The 15514-nt window shown below is 67.6% G+C and carries 15 protein-coding genes and 2 pseudogenes; 8 read left to right on the top strand and 9 right to left on the bottom strand.

The genetic code is table 11. From position 1 onward, the window contains the following. A pseudogene (locus H9634_RS10390) lies at positions 1-125 on the top strand (IS5/IS1182 family transposase); the annotation flags it as partial. Positions 126-160: 35 nt separating this feature from the next. Here H9634_RS10390 and H9634_RS10385 read toward each other — a convergent pair. Continuing rightward, positions 161-637: an OsmC family protein gene (locus tag H9634_RS10385; protein ID WP_191726586.1), complete on the bottom strand. Its 477-nt coding sequence runs from the start codon at positions 635-637 to the stop codon at positions 161-163. A gap of 239 nt (positions 638-876) precedes the next feature. Here H9634_RS10385 and H9634_RS10380 point away from each other — a divergent pair, with 239 nt between their 5' ends. The 3 genes from H9634_RS10380 to H9634_RS10370 all read left to right on the top strand — a co-directional run bounded on the left by H9634_RS10380 (position 877) and on the right by H9634_RS10370 (position 4295). Then, on the top strand, positions 877-2364 hold the full coding sequence (locus H9634_RS10380; RefSeq protein ID WP_225210820.1) for a peptide MFS transporter: 1488 nt from the start codon (positions 877-879) through the stop codon (positions 2362-2364). Positions 2365-2476: 112 nt separating this feature from the next. Continuing rightward, on the top strand, positions 2477-3544 hold the full coding sequence (locus H9634_RS10375) for a DUF808 domain-containing protein (RefSeq protein WP_191726585.1): 1068 nt from the start codon (positions 2477-2479) through the stop codon (positions 3542-3544). Positions 3545-3575: 31 nt separating this feature from the next. Further along, a complete protein-coding gene (locus tag H9634_RS10370; protein ID WP_191726584.1) occupies positions 3576-4295 on the top strand; it encodes a PIG-L deacetylase family protein in 720 nt (239 codons plus the stop codon). A gap of 76 nt (positions 4296-4371) precedes the next feature. Here H9634_RS10370 and tpx read toward each other — a convergent pair whose 3' ends face one another. The 4 genes from tpx to H9634_RS10350 all read right to left on the bottom strand — a co-directional run bounded on the left by tpx (position 4372) and on the right by H9634_RS10350 (position 8120). After that, positions 4372-4869 (bottom strand): thiol peroxidase, encoded by a 498-nt coding sequence (gene tpx, locus H9634_RS10365; protein ID WP_191726583.1) that lies wholly within the window; start codon positions 4867-4869, stop codon positions 4372-4374. 66 nt (positions 4870-4935) lie between these two features. Further along, a complete protein-coding gene (locus tag H9634_RS10360) occupies positions 4936-5964 on the bottom strand; it encodes a DUF368 domain-containing protein (RefSeq protein ID WP_191726582.1) in 1029 nt (342 codons plus the stop codon). Positions 5965-6103: 139 nt separating this feature from the next. Continuing rightward, positions 6104-7165 (bottom strand): 2,3-butanediol dehydrogenase, encoded by a 1062-nt coding sequence (locus H9634_RS10355; RefSeq protein WP_191726581.1) that lies wholly within the window; start codon positions 7163-7165, stop codon positions 6104-6106. Positions 7166-7250: 85 nt separating this feature from the next. Further along, on the bottom strand, positions 7251-8120 hold the full coding sequence (locus H9634_RS10350; RefSeq protein WP_191726580.1) for a uracil-DNA glycosylase: 870 nt from the start codon (positions 8118-8120) through the stop codon (positions 7251-7253). A 157-nt stretch (positions 8121-8277) separates the two neighbouring features. Here H9634_RS10350 and H9634_RS10345 point away from each other — a divergent pair, with 157 nt between their 5' ends. The 3 genes from H9634_RS10345 to H9634_RS10335 are packed head-to-tail and all read left to right on the top strand — an operon-like array spanning position 8278 to position 10486. Then, positions 8278-9201 carry a patatin-like phospholipase family protein gene (locus H9634_RS10345; protein WP_191726579.1) on the top strand — a complete coding sequence of 308 codons (924 nt, stop codon included), beginning with the start codon at positions 8278-8280 and terminating at the stop codon, positions 9199-9201. A gap of 59 nt (positions 9202-9260) precedes the next feature. Further along, a complete protein-coding gene (locus H9634_RS10340) occupies positions 9261-9839 on the top strand; it encodes a 4'-phosphopantetheinyl transferase family protein (RefSeq protein WP_191726578.1) in 579 nt (192 codons plus the stop codon). 56 nt (positions 9840-9895) lie between these two features. After that, complete coding sequence (locus tag H9634_RS10335; protein WP_191726577.1) at positions 9896-10486, top strand: protein-L-isoaspartate O-methyltransferase family protein; 591 nt, start codon at positions 9896-9898, stop codon at positions 10484-10486. Between the two features lie 101 nt (positions 10487-10587). Here the strand turns inward: H9634_RS10335 and H9634_RS10330 are convergent, their stop codons facing one another. Together H9634_RS10330 and H9634_RS10325 are read right to left on the bottom strand one after the other, a co-directional pair. Then, entirely contained in the window at positions 10588-11250 is a 663-nt protein-coding gene (locus tag H9634_RS10330) for a peroxiredoxin (protein WP_191726576.1), read from the bottom strand. A 121-nt stretch (positions 11251-11371) separates the two neighbouring features. After that, on the bottom strand, positions 11372-12205 hold the full coding sequence (locus H9634_RS10325; protein WP_191726575.1) for a siderophore-interacting protein: 834 nt from the start codon (positions 12203-12205) through the stop codon (positions 11372-11374). Positions 12206-12513: 308 nt separating this feature from the next. Between H9634_RS10325 and H9634_RS10320 the strand changes: the two are divergent. Next, positions 12514-14039, top strand: a pseudogene (locus H9634_RS10320) (inorganic phosphate transporter). Positions 14040-14125: 86 nt separating this feature from the next. Here the strand turns inward: H9634_RS10320 and H9634_RS10315 are convergent. Next, positions 14126-14599 carry a SufE family protein gene (locus H9634_RS10315; RefSeq protein ID WP_191726574.1) on the bottom strand — a complete coding sequence of 158 codons (474 nt, stop codon included), beginning with the start codon at positions 14597-14599 and terminating at the stop codon, positions 14126-14128. Continuing rightward, positions 14596-15504 (bottom strand): sulfurtransferase, encoded by a 909-nt coding sequence (locus H9634_RS10310; RefSeq protein ID WP_191726573.1) that lies wholly within the window; start codon positions 15502-15504, stop codon positions 14596-14598. The genes H9634_RS10315 and H9634_RS10310 overlap by 4 nt, the downstream gene beginning before the upstream one ends. Positions 15505-15514 lie beyond the last annotated feature (10 nt).

Here is a 15514-nt window from a genome sequence, read left to right as displayed (position 1 = left end):
ACGCCCGTATGAAACAGTGGCGAGGACTGGCCACACGATATGACAAACTCGCCATCATCTACCGGGCCGCTATCGTGCTCAACGGTGTCATCGCTTGGTTACAGCATTTATCAGACACGCCCTAGGTGTGCAGACGCCGCGGGCACGAAGCGCTGGGCGCTTATGCGTCTGGGGTGTCCGCTGCGATGTCGGGGCTGACTTCGGAGGTCATCGTCACCGGTGCGCCGTTCTCGATCGTGCGCGAGACGGTGCAGTAGCGGTCGTGGGAGAGCCTGAGCAGCCGCTCGGCCATCTTCGCCGACTGCCGGCCGGCCTGGTCGTCGGGGAAGGCGAGGTCGAAGTGCAGCCGGATGTCGTCGAGCCGGGAGGCCTCATCGTCCTCGACGATCTTCTCGCCGGTGGCGGTGATGTCGAAGCGCTCGGGTTCGGTGCGGCGGGTGGTGACGGTGTCGAGGTCGATGGCCGAGCAGCCGGCGGTGGCCGCCAGCAGCAGCTCGACGGGAGTCATGAGCCCCTCGCCGCGGCCGAACTCGATCTCCGCGCCCGAGGCGGTGCGCGCCCGGTAGTGGTTCTCCGTGATCCTGGTCACCTCGACGCGGCGCTGTGCGTCGCCGCCGGTGGTCTCCTGTGCAGTCATGACCACATCCTGCCACCGGCCGCGATGCCATGTACAGCGCGGCCTGGCTGTCAGCGGCGAAGGCGGTGGAGGCGGTGGTGGAGGCGGGCAGGTCAGCAGCGGACGGGTGTGTGAGAGGCGGCAAGGCGCATTGGCGCGAGCTGTGTCACAGGAGTAGAGTGTCGGCGGCCTTCAGCACTGCCCCGGCACCTGCCGGCCTCTGGTCTGAAGGCAGCGACCGAATGACAAGGACTAAGGATATGACTGGCTCGTCTCAGACGGACGCCTCGGCTCTGACAGCTGAGGACATGCGCAACGACACTCGCTTCTTCGGCCACCCGCTGCCGCTCATGCAGCTGTTCGGCCTCGAGATGTGGGAGCGCTTCTCCTACTACGGGATGACCGGCATCCTTGCCCTGTACCTGTACTTCAACACCACTGACGGCGGGCTCGGCATCCACCAGCCCACCGCCCTGGCCATCGTCGGCGCCTACGGCGGCGCGGTCTTCCTCGCCACCGTCGGCGGGGCCTGGCTGGCCGACCGGGTGTTCGGCGCCGAACCAGTGCTGTTCTGGTCTGCTGTCATCATCATGTGCGGTCACATCGCCCTCGACGTGCTGCCCGGGGTCGGCGGCGTGGCTGTCGGTCTCATCCTCGTCGCGCTCGGCTCCGGCGGCCTCAAGGCCACCGCCAGTGCGATCGTCGGCACGCTCTACACAGAGAAGGACACCCGCCGCGAGGCCGGCTTCTCGCTGTTCTACATGGGCATCAACATCGGCGCATTCCTCGGGCCGCTGCTCACCGGCTGGCTGCAGAAGAGCATCGGCTTCCACTTCGGCTTCGGCGCCGCCGCCGTCGGCATGGCCATCGGCCTCATCGTCTACATGACCGGACGGAAGAACATCCCCGCCTCGGCGAAGGTCGTCGTCAACCCGCTGCCGGCTGGACAGCGCTGGAAGTTCGGCGCCGGCGCGATCGGCGTCATCGCCGTCATCACCGTGCTGTGGATGTCGGGGCTCATGAACGCCGACAACCTCGCGATCTGGACCACCCTCGTCTGCCTCATCGCCGCGACCGCCTACTTCACCGTCATCCTGCGCAGCAAGGAGATCACCGAGGTCGAACGCTCCCGCACCCTGTCGTTCATCCCGTTCGTGCTGGCGACGGTGGCGTTCTGGTCGCTGTACCAGCAGATCTTCAACGTCCTCACCGCCTACTCCGACACCGAGCTCAACCGCAGCATCTTCGGCTGGGAGATGCCGATCGCCTGGATCGCCCTCATCCCGCCGGTCTTCGTCATCGCCTTGGCCCCGGTGTTCTCCGCGATCTGGCTCAAGCTCGGCGACCGGCAGCCGGCCACCCCGATCAAGGCCGGGCTGTCGCTGCTCGTCATCGGCGGGTCCTACCTGCTGTTCCTGCCGTTCGCGCAGTCGCACGGCAACACTGTGCCGCTGCTGTGGGTGACGTTCATCCTCGCGCTCTTCGTCGTCGCCGAGCTGCTCATCTCCCCCATCGGCCTGTCGGTGGCCACCCGCCTGTCGCCGAAGGTGTTCACCTCGCAGATGATCGCCCTGTACTTCCTGGGCTCCGGTGTCGGCACCTCGCTGTCCGGTGTGTTCGCCACGTACTACGACGCGAACAATCAGGTGCCGTACTGGACGACGCTCGGTCTGGCCTCGATCGTCGCCGGCCTCATCGTGCTGCTGACGGCCAAGCCGGTCATCCGGCTCATGCGCGGCGTCAAGTGACCGTGCCGATGAGCGCCGCTTCAGCGCCGGTGGGCCGTAAGATGTCAGCTATGACAGCGAGGACTCATCCGCACGATCCGCGCGCGGCACGCACCGCCTCGGGAGCGGGCCGATGAGCGGCGGCATCGTCGCACTGCTCGACGATATCGCCGCGATGGCGCGCATGGCGGCTGCCAGCGCCGACGATGTGGCAGCCGCGACCGCCCGCGCCAGTGCGAAGGCCGCCGGTGTCGTCGTCGACGACGCCGCCGTCACCCCGCAGTATGTGCACGGTGTCTCCCCGGCACGCGAGCTGCCGATCATCTGGAAGATCGCACTCGGTTCGCTGCGCAACAAGCTGCTCATCATCCTGCCGGCCGCACTGCTGCTCAGCCAGTTCCTGCCGTGGGTGCTCACTCCGCTGCTCATGATCGGCGGCTGCTATCTGTGCTTCGAAGGCGCCGAGAAGGTCTGGGAGAAGCTGCGCGGCCACCACGCGGAGAAGGAGCAGCCCTCGCAGCTGCAGGGTGAGAAGAGCGAGAAGCAGGTCGTCACCGGTGCGGTGCGCACCGACTTCATCCTCTCGACCGAGATCATGGTCATCTCCCTCAACGAGGTCGCCAGCGAACCGCTCGTCAACCGCACGATCATCCTCATCGCCGTCGCCGTCGGCATCACGGTGCTCGTCTACGGCGTTGTGGCGCTGCTGGTGAAGATGGACGACATCGGCCTGGCGATGACGCAGAAGGAGTCTGCCGGCACGCAGAGGTTCGGCCACTTCCTCGTCGCTGCGATGCCGCGCGTGCTCGATGCGATCTCGATCATCGGCACCTTCGCCATGCTGTGGGTCGGCGGGCACATTTTGCTCGTGGGCACCAAGGACCTCGGCTGGGACGGACTCTACGGCGTCGTCCACCACCTCGAGGGCTACGGCGCTGCCGTGCCGGCGGTCGGCGCGGTGCTCGGCTGGCTCATCAACACGATCTGCTCGCTCATCCTCGGCCTCTTCGTCGGGCTCCTCATCGTCGGCGTCATGCACCTGCTGCCCTTCGGCCACGGCCGGAAGGACGGCGGTGACGACGCTGCGGCAGGTGCGCCGGCGGGCACCGGCTCCGCTCCCGGATCGCAGTCCGGCACCGACCCTGCAGGGGGCTCCCATGCCGCCGGCGACGGACCGGAGGCGGCAGACGAGTCCCGCTGAGATGTGCCCGCCCATGGCCTAGGGTGGATGCATGAGCGATCTCGAATTCTTCGACACCACCGGCATCGACCGCGTCCTCGGCGTCGTCGCCCATCCCGACGACATGGAATACGGCGCCTCATGCGCCGTCGCAGCCTGGACGGCGGCCGGGATCGATGTCTCCTATCTTCTGCTGACCGCCGGTGAGGCCGGCATCCGCGACATGGATCCGGCCGACGTCGCATCGTTGCGCCGCCGCGAGCAGGAGGCCGCCTGCGCCGAGGTGGGGGTTGAGTCGCTGACGATCCTCGACTTCCCCGATGGTCTCGTCGAGGCCGACCATGCGCTGCGCCGGGCGATCGCCCGGCAGATCCGGTCCTACCGCCCGCAGGCGATCATCACGCTGCCGTGGAAGCTGGAGGTCAGCTTCGGGCTCAACCACGTCGACCACCGCAATGTCGGCCTGGCCGTCATCGACGCGATCCGCGATGCCGACAATCCGTGGGTCTTCCCCGAGCTGCGCGACGAGGAGGGCCTGGAAGCGTGGAAGGCGGACTGGCTGCTCGTCTCGGGTGATGAGCCGACCTGCGCTGTCGATGTCACCGGGGAGCCGCTGGAGCGCGGCATCGCCTCGCTGTCAGCCCACGAGGTCTACCTCGACGCCCTGCCGGGTCACCCGGCCCCGCGCGAGATGCTCGAGGGCATGACCGCTGCTGCCGGTGAGCGCGCCGGCGTGGCCAACGCGGTGGGCTTCCGCGCCATTCAGATGTGAGCAGCCGGCTGGATCTGTGCAGATCCAGCCGGCTGTCGGTCACGCGCCGGGTTACGGCGCCGAGGCGGTGGGTGCGTCAGCTCAGGGCGGCCACAGCTGCGTCGTAGTCCGGTTCCTGGCCGATCTCCGGGACGAGCTGCGAGTGCAGCACGACACCGTTCTCGTCGAGCACGACGACTGAGCGGGCGAGCAGGCCGGCCAGCGGGCCGTCGGTCATGCGCACACCGTAGTCATCACCGAAGTCGGTGCGGAAGGCCGAGGCGCTGGTGACGTTGTCGAGGCCCTCGGCACCGCAGAACCGGCCGAGGGCGAACGGCAGGTCCTTCGAGGCGCAGATGACAGCGGTGTTGTCGAGCGTGCCGGCGAGTTCGTTGAACTTGCGCACGCTCTCAGCGCACACGCCGGTGTCGACGCTGGGGAAGATGTTGAGCACGACGCGCTTGCCAGCGACATCGGCAGAGGTGACGGAGGACAGGTCGGTGCCGACGAGTTCGAAGGCAGGTGCCTTGCTGCCGGTCTCAGGCAGCGAGCCATTGGTGCTGACAGGGTCTCCCTGGAATGCGGTAGTAGCCATGCCTTCACCTTACGCGCCTGCACACCCCTGGCAAATGGCAGACGGTCAGGATGAGACTCCCGGCCCTCAGCGTGCCGGCTTGTGTTCGATGTCGAGCTCCTCGTCGTGATCGACCGGCGAATAGCGGGCCTCGACGAGGATGAGGATGAGCACGGCGGCGGCACCGGCGAGGGCCAGCAGCACGGGTCCGGCGATCGGGGCGGTCGGCAGGATGAGATCACCGACCCCGTGGGTCTCCCCGCTGGCATCCGGGGTGCCCTCGCTCTGCCACGGCCACAGGGCGCGCAGCGAGCCGAACATCAGCCCGGCCATGACGAGCAGGGTCGCGCGCCTGCGATGGGTGAGCAGGTAGCGCAGCAGGCTGACGAAGCTGGCCAGCCCGAAGATCGCACCGAGGCCGAAGATCGCGATGTAGCCGAGGTCGCGTTCACTGATCGCTGTCATCGTAGTGGCGTACAGGCCCACTGCCAGCAGGAAGAACGATCCGGACACGCCGGGGATGACGAGCGCGCAGATCGCCACGGCTGCAGCGAAGAACACGACGATCAGCGATGGGTCGGCGTCGTTGCCGCCGCCGGCGAAGCCGACCATGATGAACGCAGCCGCGGCGGCGAGGATGAAGAGGAGGAGCCCGGTGATCCGGTGCTGGCCAGGCCGGCGTGCCGGCAGCATGCGCAGCGGGACGAGGATGCTCACGAGCACAAGGCCGAAGAACAGTCCGCGGGAGTGCTCGGGATACGCGGTGACAAAGTCCTTCATCACCCCGGCGATCGAGAGCACGGCGGTCGCCATGCCGATGAGCACGGGGATGATGAGCATCCACTGGGTGCGGCGCAGCTCGGTAAGCATGCCGGCGATCCGGTCTGGGCCGAGGATGAGCCGCTTGACAGCGGACACCACGTGGGAGGCTGAGCCGATGAGCTCGTCGTAGATCCCGGTCACGAGTGCGATCGTGCCGCCGGAGACACCGGGGACGAGTTCAGCCATGCCGATGAGGAATCCGCGCAGCAGATCGAGAGGCAGCAGATAGACGGGGCGGCGCGGAGCGCGGCGCACCTGAGAGACGGCATGCTGGTCGGATTCGGGATGCGGCATAGGGGTCCTCGAGTGGTCGTCGGAGGGTTGGGACCGGGTGGCCCGTCGAACATGGTAAGCCGGCCGCTTCAGAGTTTCCTGAAGCGACCGGCCGTGATGCTGTGCCTGCTGCCTCACACCGACAGGCGGTCTGAGCGTGTCAGGCGCGGGGATCGACGAGGATCTTCACATGTTCCTCATTGTTCTCGATGAGCTGGGTGAAGCCCTTCTCCACCAGGTCGTCCAGGCCGATCCTGGCGGTGATGAACGGCGCCAGATCGAGCTTGCCCGAACGCACGAGCTCGATGGTGGCCGGGTGGTCGTTGGCGTAGCCGATGGTGCCGCGCAGGTCGATCTCCTTGAGGACCAGCAGCGGCATCGCGACCTCGGGGTTGAAGCCCCAGATCGAGACGTTGACGATGACCGCGCCGGGACGCACCGCATCGAGCAGCATGTCGAGGACGGCCGGCACCGAGGAGCACTCGAAGCCGACGTCTGCACCCTTGCCGTCGGTGCGCTTGCGGACCTCGTCGGCGACGTTGACCTCACGCGGGTCGAAGACCTCATCGGCCACCCCGGTCTCACGCGCCTTGGCCTTGCGTGCCTCGGAGAGCTCGGAGATGTAGACCGTCAGGCCCTCGGCCTTGAGCACAGCGGCGGTCAGCAGGCCGATCGGCCCGGCACCGCCGACGATGGCGACGTCACCGGCCTTGGCATCCGAGCGGACGTAGGCGTGGTGGCCGACCGAGAGCGGTTCGATGAGCGCGGCCTGATCCAACGGCATGTCGCCGACCGGGTGCACCCAGCGGCGTTCGACGACGATCTTCTCCGACAAGCCGCCGCCGCGGCCGCCGAGGCCGATGAAGTTCATGTTCGGCGATAGCTGGTAGTCCGATCCTTCACCGGTGTCGACGCCTTCGGCGATGATGTAGGGCTCGACGACGACGGACTCACCGACGGTGAGGTCGTCAACACCCTCGCCGAGGGCGGTGACGGTGCCGGAGAACTCGTGGCCCATCGTCACCGGGGCCTCTTCCCCTGAGATCGGGTGCGGGCTGCCCTTGGGCGGGATGAAGATGGGGCCTTCGAGGTACTCGTGCAGGTCGGTTCCGCAGATGCCGCACCAGGCGACGTCGATGGCGACGGTGCCGGGCTTGAGCTCCGGCTCGGGGATGTCTTCGATGCGGATGTCGTGGTTGTCGTAGTAGCGTGCAGCTTTCACGATCGTGAACCTTTCGCGTGACGGGCAGCCGGTCCGGCTGCCTGGTCCCAGATTACGACCGCGCAGGTGTCCTATGCGCGTTCTCTCATGAGTCGGAACGCGGGGTTTCACCAGTGTTCACCTGGTGAATCTCCTTCGCCCGGGCAAACACCGCATCGAGCATCTCGGTCGTCAGCCGGCCGGTGAAGGTGTTCTGCTGGCTGGGATGGTAGCTGCCGAGCAGCCGCACCGGCACGCCGTCTGGCCGGGTGAGGACCGCCTCGGCGCCGTGGCCGAACCGCGGCTGGGGGCGCGGGACATCCCAGCCCATGGCGCGCACGCCTGAGAGGGTCGCCTGCCAGGCGATCCCGCCGAGCGCGATGAGCACCTCCAAGGTGGGGATGAGCTGGAGTTCGCGCCGCAGCCACCCGGCACAGGCGTGCCGTTCGCCGGGAGTGGGTTTGTTGTCCGGCGGGGCGCAGTGGACCGGGGCTATCGTACGCGCACCGGACATGACGAGCCCGTCGCCTGCCACCGTCGAATCGGGCTGGGAGTTCATGCCCGCCCGGTAGAGCGCAGCATGGATCCAGTCGCCGGACCGGTCACCGGTGAACATCCGCCCGGTCCGGTTCCCACCGTGGGCGGCCGGGGCGAGGCCGATGATGCCCAGCCACGCCTCCGGATCCCCGAGCGAGGCGACCGGCCTGCCCCAATACGGCTCGCCGGCAAAGGACGCGCGCTTGTCGTGTGCGACCGATTCGCGCCAGTCGACGAGCCTCGGACAGGCCCGGCACTTCGTCACCCGGGCATCGAGCTCAGCCAGGGTGCGTGCACGATCGGCCAGACGGGCGACGTCCTCAGCACTGCGAGCTACCGGGGTGCTGCGCTTGGCAGGATCTTCCGGCCAGCCCTGGCCTGCAGGCACCGGTGAGGCGAAGAGCTGGCCGGTGAGCGGGTGCGGCAGGCGGTCGGTCATGTCCTGAGCCTAGCCTGCTGAGCCTATCCGGCAAGCTGTCTTGTGCTTCACCGTGGCGGTCTGCGGCACAGGACTCCGTGTGGGCATGGCTGATCTCACGGAGACAGGGACCGTTCGAGCCGACCCGAAACGCGGTGCGGTGTCGTAGATTGGAGCCATGCCAGGAGACGACACAGCAGCTGGCGCGCCTCAGCTGCACAGCACGGTGACCGACACGGCTCTCATCTTCGAAGGCGGCGGAATGCGCGCAGCGCTGACGTCGGCGATGGTCATCCGCCTGCTCGAGGAGGAGATCTACTTCGACTGGGTGGCGGGCATCAGCGCCGGTGCGACGAACACCGCGAACTACCTCTCGCATGACCCGTGGCGGGCCCGCCGCTGCTTCGTCGAGTTCTCCGCCGACCCGAACTTCGGCAATATGCGCACCTTCCTGCGCGGGCAGGGTCTGTTCAACTCCGAGTACATCTACCAGGGCACCTCGCAGCCGGATGAGGCGCTGCCGTTCGACTGGCAGACCTTCGAGGCCAACCCAGCGGAATTCGCCATCGCGGCTGTCGATGTCGAATCCGGCGAGGAGCGGATCTGGTCGCGCGCCGATATCGACCACATGCACGACCTGATGACGGCTGTCCAGGCATCGTCGACGATGCCGGTGGTGATGCCGCCAGTGACGATCGGCGAGCGCACCTATGTCGACGGTGCGCTGGCCGAGCACGGCGGGATCCCGCTGCCGACCGCCCAGCGGGCCGGCTACGAGAAGTTCCTCATCGTGCTGACCCAGCAGCGTGACTACGAGAAGGCCCCGCAGCGGTTCCCCGCCTTCTACCGCAGCTACTTCCGCCGGCATCCGGCGGTCGCCGATGCGCTGCTGGGACGGTGGAAGCGCTACAACGAGATGCGCGAACAGGTCTTCGAACTCGAACGCCAGGGCAAGGCCTATGTCTTTGCCCCGGAGATCATGCCGGTGTCCAACGGCGAGCGCAATCTCTCGAAACTCGCCGCAGCCCACCGGATGGGCCTGTCACAGGTGCGCCGCGAGATGCCGGCGATCCGTGAGTTCCTCGGTCTCGACGGCTCATGAACCTGCCGCCTGGGGTCACCAGGCTCACCGTCCCGTGTGCACGCTGGCCGGATGCGCCCATGTGGATCGCCGACCTCAGCGCGTCGATCACCGCAGTGCCGTCGTCGCACGTGCGCTCAGCCGGAACCGCGGAGGCTGCGCTGCGCGCCCGCATCAGCCGGCAGTTACTCGCCGGCTGGCTGCAGGTGCCGGTGGAGTCCGTGCGGCTGGGTGCCGATGAGCGCGGTGCTCCCCTGGTGTTCGTCGACGGCGCGCCAGGCCCGTGTGTCTCCTTCGCCAGCTCCGGTGGCCTGTTGGCGATCGCGGCAGCCGATGTCCGCCTCGGCGTCGACATCGAGGTGCGGGCCACTCGGCAGACGGCGACCGAGGCGGCGGCGCTGCTGCATCCGGCCGAGCAGGCGGTGATCGCCCGGGCTGATCCCACCGAGCAGGCTGCCGTGTTCACCCAGCTGTGGGTGCGCAAGGAGGCGCTGCTCAAGGCGTACGGAACCGGCATGCTGCGCGATCTTGCCGCCGATGACGTCACGACTGCCGCGGGTGCGGGGGCGGGCATGTGCCTGTGCGATGTCATGATTCCCGCCCACGTGCTGCCAGCGGCCGAGCAGCCGTTTCACGCTGCCCTGTGCCTGGGCGGTTGAGGCCAGCCCGGACACAGGCAGGGCTCCTACACTGGTGGCAGCGAAGGAGTGAGGATATGACCGCAGCCGCCCGCCCGCCGGAGATCCGTGAGGCGATGGAGCGCCTCGACCGCGCCCGGTTCCTGCCTGCCGAGCACCGGAGGAGCAGCCGGTGGGATCGGCCGGTGCCGATCGGGTACGGTCAGACGAACTCCCAGCCGAGCACGGTGGTGGCGATGATCGACCTGCTGCAGGTCCACCCCGGGATGCGGATCCTCGACATCGGCTGCGGCACCGGCTGGAGCACGGCGATCCTCGCCGAGCTCGTCGGGCCCGACGGCTCGGTGACCGGGGTCGAGCGGATCAGCGCGCTGGCCGGCACTGCCCGGCAGCTGCTGGCGGACATCGACACGGTCGAGATCGCCGAGGCGACCGGCGGGGTGTTCGGCCTGCCGGAGGCGGAGCCCTTCGACCGGATCCTCGTCTCGGCGGCGGCCGCCCAGCTGCCTGAGGAGCTCATCGACCAGCTGGTTCCCGGCGGCATCCTGGTGATCCCGGTCGGTTCGACGATGCTGCGGGTGAAGAGGCTCGTGCAGGGCGGTGTGCACATCACCGAGCACGGCGGCTATGCCTTCGTCCCACTCATCCGCGAGGCCCACGGGGACTGAGCGGCCGGTGTGCGCACACGACTGCGGCCCCGCCGGTGGGCGGGGCCGCAGGTCAGCCGGCAGCCGGTGACCGGGGTGCACCGGACTGCAGCTGCGGGGCGTCAGCCACAGCCGACAGCGCCGGTGCCGGCGGCATCGGCTCTCACGCGGGCGGTGCGGAGGTAGGAGTAGTGCTCCTCGACGTCGTCGAACTTCTCCTCGGCCTCAGCGGTCGAAACCTCCGGGGGCACGATGACCTTGTCACCGGGCTGCCAGTCGACGCCGGTGGCGCATTCGCCGCGGTCGGCTTCCTGCAGGGCGTCGATGACGCGCAGGATCTCGTCGAAGTTGCGGCCGGTGGACTTCGGGTAGGTCATCGTCAGGCGGATCTTCTTGTCCGGGTCGATGACGAACACCGAGCGCACCGAGGAGGTGTCGCCTTCACCGGGGTGGATCATGTCGTACAGCTCGGCGACCTTCTTGTCCGGGTCGGCGATGATCGGGTACTCGACGGTGGTGTTGTTGTACTCGTTGATGTCGGGGATCCACTGGGCGTGCTCCTCGTTCGTGTCGACCGAGAGCGCGATCGGCTTGACGCCGCGCTTGTCCCACTCGGCCTGCAGCTGGGCCACACGGCCGAGCTCAGTGGTGCACACGGGGGTGAAGTCGGCTGGGTGGGAGAAGAACACCACCCACTCGTCACCGGCCCAGTCGTGGAACGCGACCGGTCCCGTCGAAGTCTCGGTGGTGAAGTCAGGGGCGGTGTCTCCAAGGTGAAGGGACATGTCGTTGCCTTTCTGCAGCGAACCAACGGGGATATGTCTATACATTATCGCGGTTCGCCGTGCAACAACAGTTGCCCCTGCCTTATATGACCGGCGCCACACCCGGCCGCCGGCGCCGGATTCAGCTGCCGGCGGCGGCCTGTTCGCTGGCCTCCATCTCGGCGACGAACTCGCGCTTGGAGGACTGCCATTCGTCCTCGGTCATACCCAGCCGCCAGTAACCCGAGATCGAGGCGGCAGACTTCTCCACTCCCTGTTCGACGAAGAGGAACCGGCGCAGATCTTTGATCATCTCGGCGACGCCGTGGATGAAATAGGCGACCTCGCCTGCAGGCGGGGTGAAGTCGCGCACGGCAGCGGCAAGCGCGGTGCCCGGTGTCGCACCGTCGCGGGCGACCCACTGCAGTGTCGCGCCTTCGGGTTCGGGCATCTCGAAGCGGGCACGCTGGTGGGCGATCTCGATGAACGCCGTCGCCGAGGTGCCGGCTGGCAGGGCATCGAGGGCGGCGGCGATCGCTGGGGCTGCGGACTCATCGCCGGCGAGCACGATGTGCACCCCGGCTGGTGGGGCCCAGGCGCCGCCGGGGCCGAAGAAGGCGAACCGGTCACCCTCTTCAGCGTCGCGGGCCCAGGGGCCGGCGAGTCCCTCTTCACCGTGGATGACGAAGTCGATCTCCGCCTCCCCGGTCTCCGTGTCAACACGGCGCAGGGTGTAGGTGCGGGTGACCGGTGCATCGGGCCGGGTGCGGTCTTCGAGCACCTCGGCTGCGTCGTCGGGCCAGGCGTACTCAGCGCCGGCGGGCGGGAAGAGCAGCTTGATGTAGTGGTCGGTGTACGGCAGGTCGAGGCCGGTGAGATCACTGCTGGTGACGGTGAGGCGGACGAGCTCATCGGAGAGCCACCGCCGGGCGGTGACGGTGCCGTGGCGCAGGGTGCGCTTCTTCGCTGGCGCCATTGCGCAGCCTGCCTTTCGCTTGCGGGGATCTGGCCGGGTGCGGCCACGGCCCACCCTACCCCACCGGTAGTTAGGACAACCTCATCCGCGTGCTGGGCCGGTGCCCGGTGCCTCGGGAACGGCGAGAGTATGCCCAGAACTCCTCTGGAATTCAGCCGCAGGCCATGTGCTGTGCCGACAATCCAGTGAAAGCAAGCGCTTATGTGTCTGGAGGAATCATGGCAGACGATACGATGACCCGCAGCGCACATTCTCCGGTGACGCGAGGTTTTCTCGGCCCCGACAAGTGGTGACACACCTGGTTCGGTCTGCTGCTGGCGGCAGCGTTCATCGGCTTCACATTCTGGTCTTGAGGCTATGTCGGCCAGACCCAGTTCCGCCTTGTGCTCATCACCACGATCATCGTCGGCATGTTCATGGCCTTCAACATCGGCGGCAACGACGTCGCCAACTCCTTCGGCACGAGTGTCGGTGCCGGGACCCTGACGATGAAGCAGGCGCTCATGGTCGCCGCCGTCTTCGAGGTCTCCGGTGCGGTGCTCGCCGGCGGTGATGTCACCGATACGGTGCGCTCGGGCATTGTCGACCTCGGCGGGATGGCTGTTGATCCGATGGACTTCGTGTTCATCATGATGTCGGCACTGCTCGGTGCGGCTGTCTGGCTGCTGGTGGCCACCCGGATGGGCTGGCCGGTCTCGACGACGCACTCGATCATCGGCGGGATCGTCGGTGCGGCGGTGACTCTCGGCATCGTCACCGGCACCGGCGGGATGGAGATGGTGCAGTGGGGACAGATCGGCCAGATCGCGATCTCGTGGGTGCTCTCCCCGGTGCTCGGCGGAATCGTCGCCTATGTCCTCTTCGGCCGAATCAAGAAGCACATCCTCGTCTACACGAGGAAGCCGATGAGAGACTGCGCCAGCTGCGCGTGAACCGGGCTGAGCTGCGCACCCGGCACAAGCAGTCCTTCGAGCGGCTGACCGAACTGTAGCAGATCGCCTCCACCAACGTCATGGCCCGTGATGCTGCGCAGGTGAATCTGCCGGACTTCTCCCGCGAGGACCTCGAATCCGACTACTACCGGGAGCTGTACGACCTGCAGCAGGAGGCCGATGAGGTCAACTCGCACCGGGCGCTGCAGGTGTGGGTGCCGCTGCTGGCCGCCGGCGGGTCGATCGTCATCGGCTCGATGCTGCTGTTCAAGGGGCTGAAGAACCTCGACCTGTCCCTTGACGGGGTTGGGAACTTCCTCATCCTCGGCATGATCGGCGCCTCGGTGTGGATGGCGGTGTTCATCTTCGCCAAGACGCTGCGCCACCACGACCTGTCGCGCTCGACGTTCCTGCTCTTCAGCTGGATGCAGGTGTTCACCGCCTCGGCGTTCGCGTTCTCGCACGGCTCGAACGACATCGCCAATGCCGTCGGCCCGTTCGCCGCGATCATCGATGTGCTCAAGACGCAGTCGGTGAGTGAGGAGTCGGCGGTGCCGGCGGCGATCATGGTCACCGCCGGTGTCGCGCTCGTCGCCGGGCTGTGGTTCGTCGGCCGCAAGGTCATCCAGACGGTCGGCACGGGCCTGACGAAGATGCACCCGGCCTCCGGGTTCGCCGCTGAGCTCGCAGCCGCCGGTGTCGTCATGGGCGCCTCGGTACTCGGCCTGCCGGTGTCTTCGACGCACATCCTCATCGGCGCGGTGCTCGGTGTCGGGCTGGTCAACCGGGCGGCGAACTGGAACCTCATGAAGCCGATCGCCCTGGCCTGGGTCATCACGCTGCCGGCAGCTGCGCTCATCGGCTCGATCGGCGTCATCACGCTGCGCGCGCTGCTGGGCTGAGGCGCGGGCTCAGGCGAGTGCGCCTGCCTGCGGGCATCAGGCCCCCCACCTGCCGGCATCAGACCCTCGGCCGGACGGTGCCGGTTTCAGCCGAGGGCCTTCTCCTTGACCTGACGCTGGATGCGGGCGAGCATGCCGGACATGCCGCGCAGCCGCAGCGGGCTGACGGAGTCGTTGAGAGACAGCTTGAGCGCAAGGTCAGAGGGCACGTCGAGGATCTCCCTGGCGCTCAGCCCGTTGAGGCCCTCGTGCAGGATCCCTGCGAACCCGCGGGTCGTCGGCGCTTCGGGCGGGGCGGAGAAGAACAGCCGCACCTCAGCATCCTGGCCAGCCAGTACCGCGGTGCCAGCCTGCTCACCGTCGCCGACTTCGGTGACGAGGAAGATCGGCGACTGGCATTCCGGGACCGGTTCGAGCAGTTCGGGGTGATCGGCGTAGCGCTCAGGCAGGCCGGGCAGCTCATTGCTGAATTCGAGCAGCAGCTGCAGCTTGTCCGGTTCGGCCAGGGCTGCGAAGTCATCGATGATCTCCTGCAGCGACTCAGGAAGGCTCTCGCTCATGCGCCTCCGGGCACCTCCCCGCGGTCTTCGCCCTTGACGATCGGGACGCGCACGGCATTGCCCCATTCGGTCCACGAGCCGTCGTAGTTGCGCACCGACTCATAGCCGAGCAGGTAGCGCAGCACGAACCAGGTGTGGCTGGAGCGCTCGCCGATCCGGCAGTAGGCGATGATGTCATCGGCATGGTCGAGGCCGACCTCATCGGTGTAGATCGCCTCGAGTTCCTCACGGGAGCGGAAGGTGCCGTCGTCGTTGGCCGCCCGCGCCCACGGCACCGAGGCGGCGGTCGGGATGTGCCCTCCGCGCAGGGCGCCCTCTTCGGGGTAGTCGGGCATGTGGGTGCGTGCGCCCGTGTACTCCTCTGGGGAGCGGACGTCGATGAGCGGCTTGCCGAGGTGGTCGAGCACGTCGGTCATGAAGGCGCGGCTGGCGTCGTCGACGCGGTCGACGACCGGGTAGTCGGTGGTCTCGCGCTTGGGGACGTCAGTCGTCATCTCACCGCCGGCGGCGATCCAGGCGGCGCGCCCGCCGTCCATCAGACGCACGTCAGGGTGGCCGAAGAGCTCGAAGACCCACAGGGCGTAGGCGGCCCACCAGTTGGATTTGTCGCCGTAGATGACGACGGTGTCCTCGCGCCTGATGCCCTTCTTCGACATGAGGGCGGCGAAGCCCTCGCCGTCGAGGTAGTCGCGGGTGACGGGGTCGTTGAGCTCGGTGTGCCAGTCGACCTTGACGGCTCCGGGGATGTGGCCGGTCTCGTAGAGCAGGACGTCCTCGTCGCTTTCGACGATGACGAGTCCGTCGTCGCCGAGGTGCTCGGCGACCCAGGCGGTGCTCACGAGCTTCTCACCGTGGGCGTAGTCGCTGAACTTCTCATTCGGGTCGGCCGCGGGGCGCTGTGTCACTGAACCTCCA

Origin of the sequence: Brevibacterium gallinarum, assembly GCF_014836885.1 — a bacterium.
Taxonomy (GTDB): domain Bacteria; phylum Actinomycetota; class Actinomycetes; order Actinomycetales; family Brevibacteriaceae; genus Brevibacterium; species Brevibacterium gallinarum.
Note: the sequence above shows the minus strand (reverse complement) of the source record. Positions and strands in the feature narration are given on the sequence as shown.

Coding starts and splice junctions, on each gene's coding strand:
- H9634_RS10385 (WP_191726586.1), bottom strand. CDS start 637: ATGACTGCACAGGAGACCACCGGCGGCGACGCACAGCGCCGCGTCGAG.
- H9634_RS10380 (WP_225210820.1), top strand. CDS start 877: ATGACTGGCTCGTCTCAGACGGACGCCTCGGCTCTGACAGCTGAGGAC.
- H9634_RS10375 (WP_191726585.1), top strand. CDS start 2,477: ATGAGCGGCGGCATCGTCGCACTGCTCGACGATATCGCCGCGATGGCG.
- H9634_RS10370 (WP_191726584.1), top strand. CDS start 3,576: ATGAGCGATCTCGAATTCTTCGACACCACCGGCATCGACCGCGTCCTC.
- tpx (WP_191726583.1), bottom strand. CDS start 4,869: ATGGCTACTACCGCATTCCAGGGAGACCCTGTCAGCACCAATGGCTCG.
- H9634_RS10360 (WP_191726582.1), bottom strand. CDS start 5,964: ATGCCGCATCCCGAATCCGACCAGCATGCCGTCTCTCAGGTGCGCCGC.
- H9634_RS10350 (WP_191726580.1), bottom strand. CDS start 8,120: ATGACCGACCGCCTGCCGCACCCGCTCACCGGCCAGCTCTTCGCCTCA.
- H9634_RS10345 (WP_191726579.1), top strand. CDS start 8,278: ATGCCAGGAGACGACACAGCAGCTGGCGCGCCTCAGCTGCACAGCACG.
- H9634_RS10340 (WP_191726578.1), top strand. CDS start 9,261: ATGTGGATCGCCGACCTCAGCGCGTCGATCACCGCAGTGCCGTCGTCG.
- H9634_RS10335 (WP_191726577.1), top strand. CDS start 9,896: ATGACCGCAGCCGCCCGCCCGCCGGAGATCCGTGAGGCGATGGAGCGC.
- H9634_RS10330 (WP_191726576.1), bottom strand. CDS start 11,250: ATGTCCCTTCACCTTGGAGACACCGCCCCTGACTTCACCACCGAGACT.
- H9634_RS10325 (WP_191726575.1), bottom strand. CDS start 12,205: ATGGCGCCAGCGAAGAAGCGCACCCTGCGCCACGGCACCGTCACCGCC.
- H9634_RS10315 (WP_191726574.1), bottom strand. CDS start 14,599: ATGAGCGAGAGCCTTCCTGAGTCGCTGCAGGAGATCATCGATGACTTC.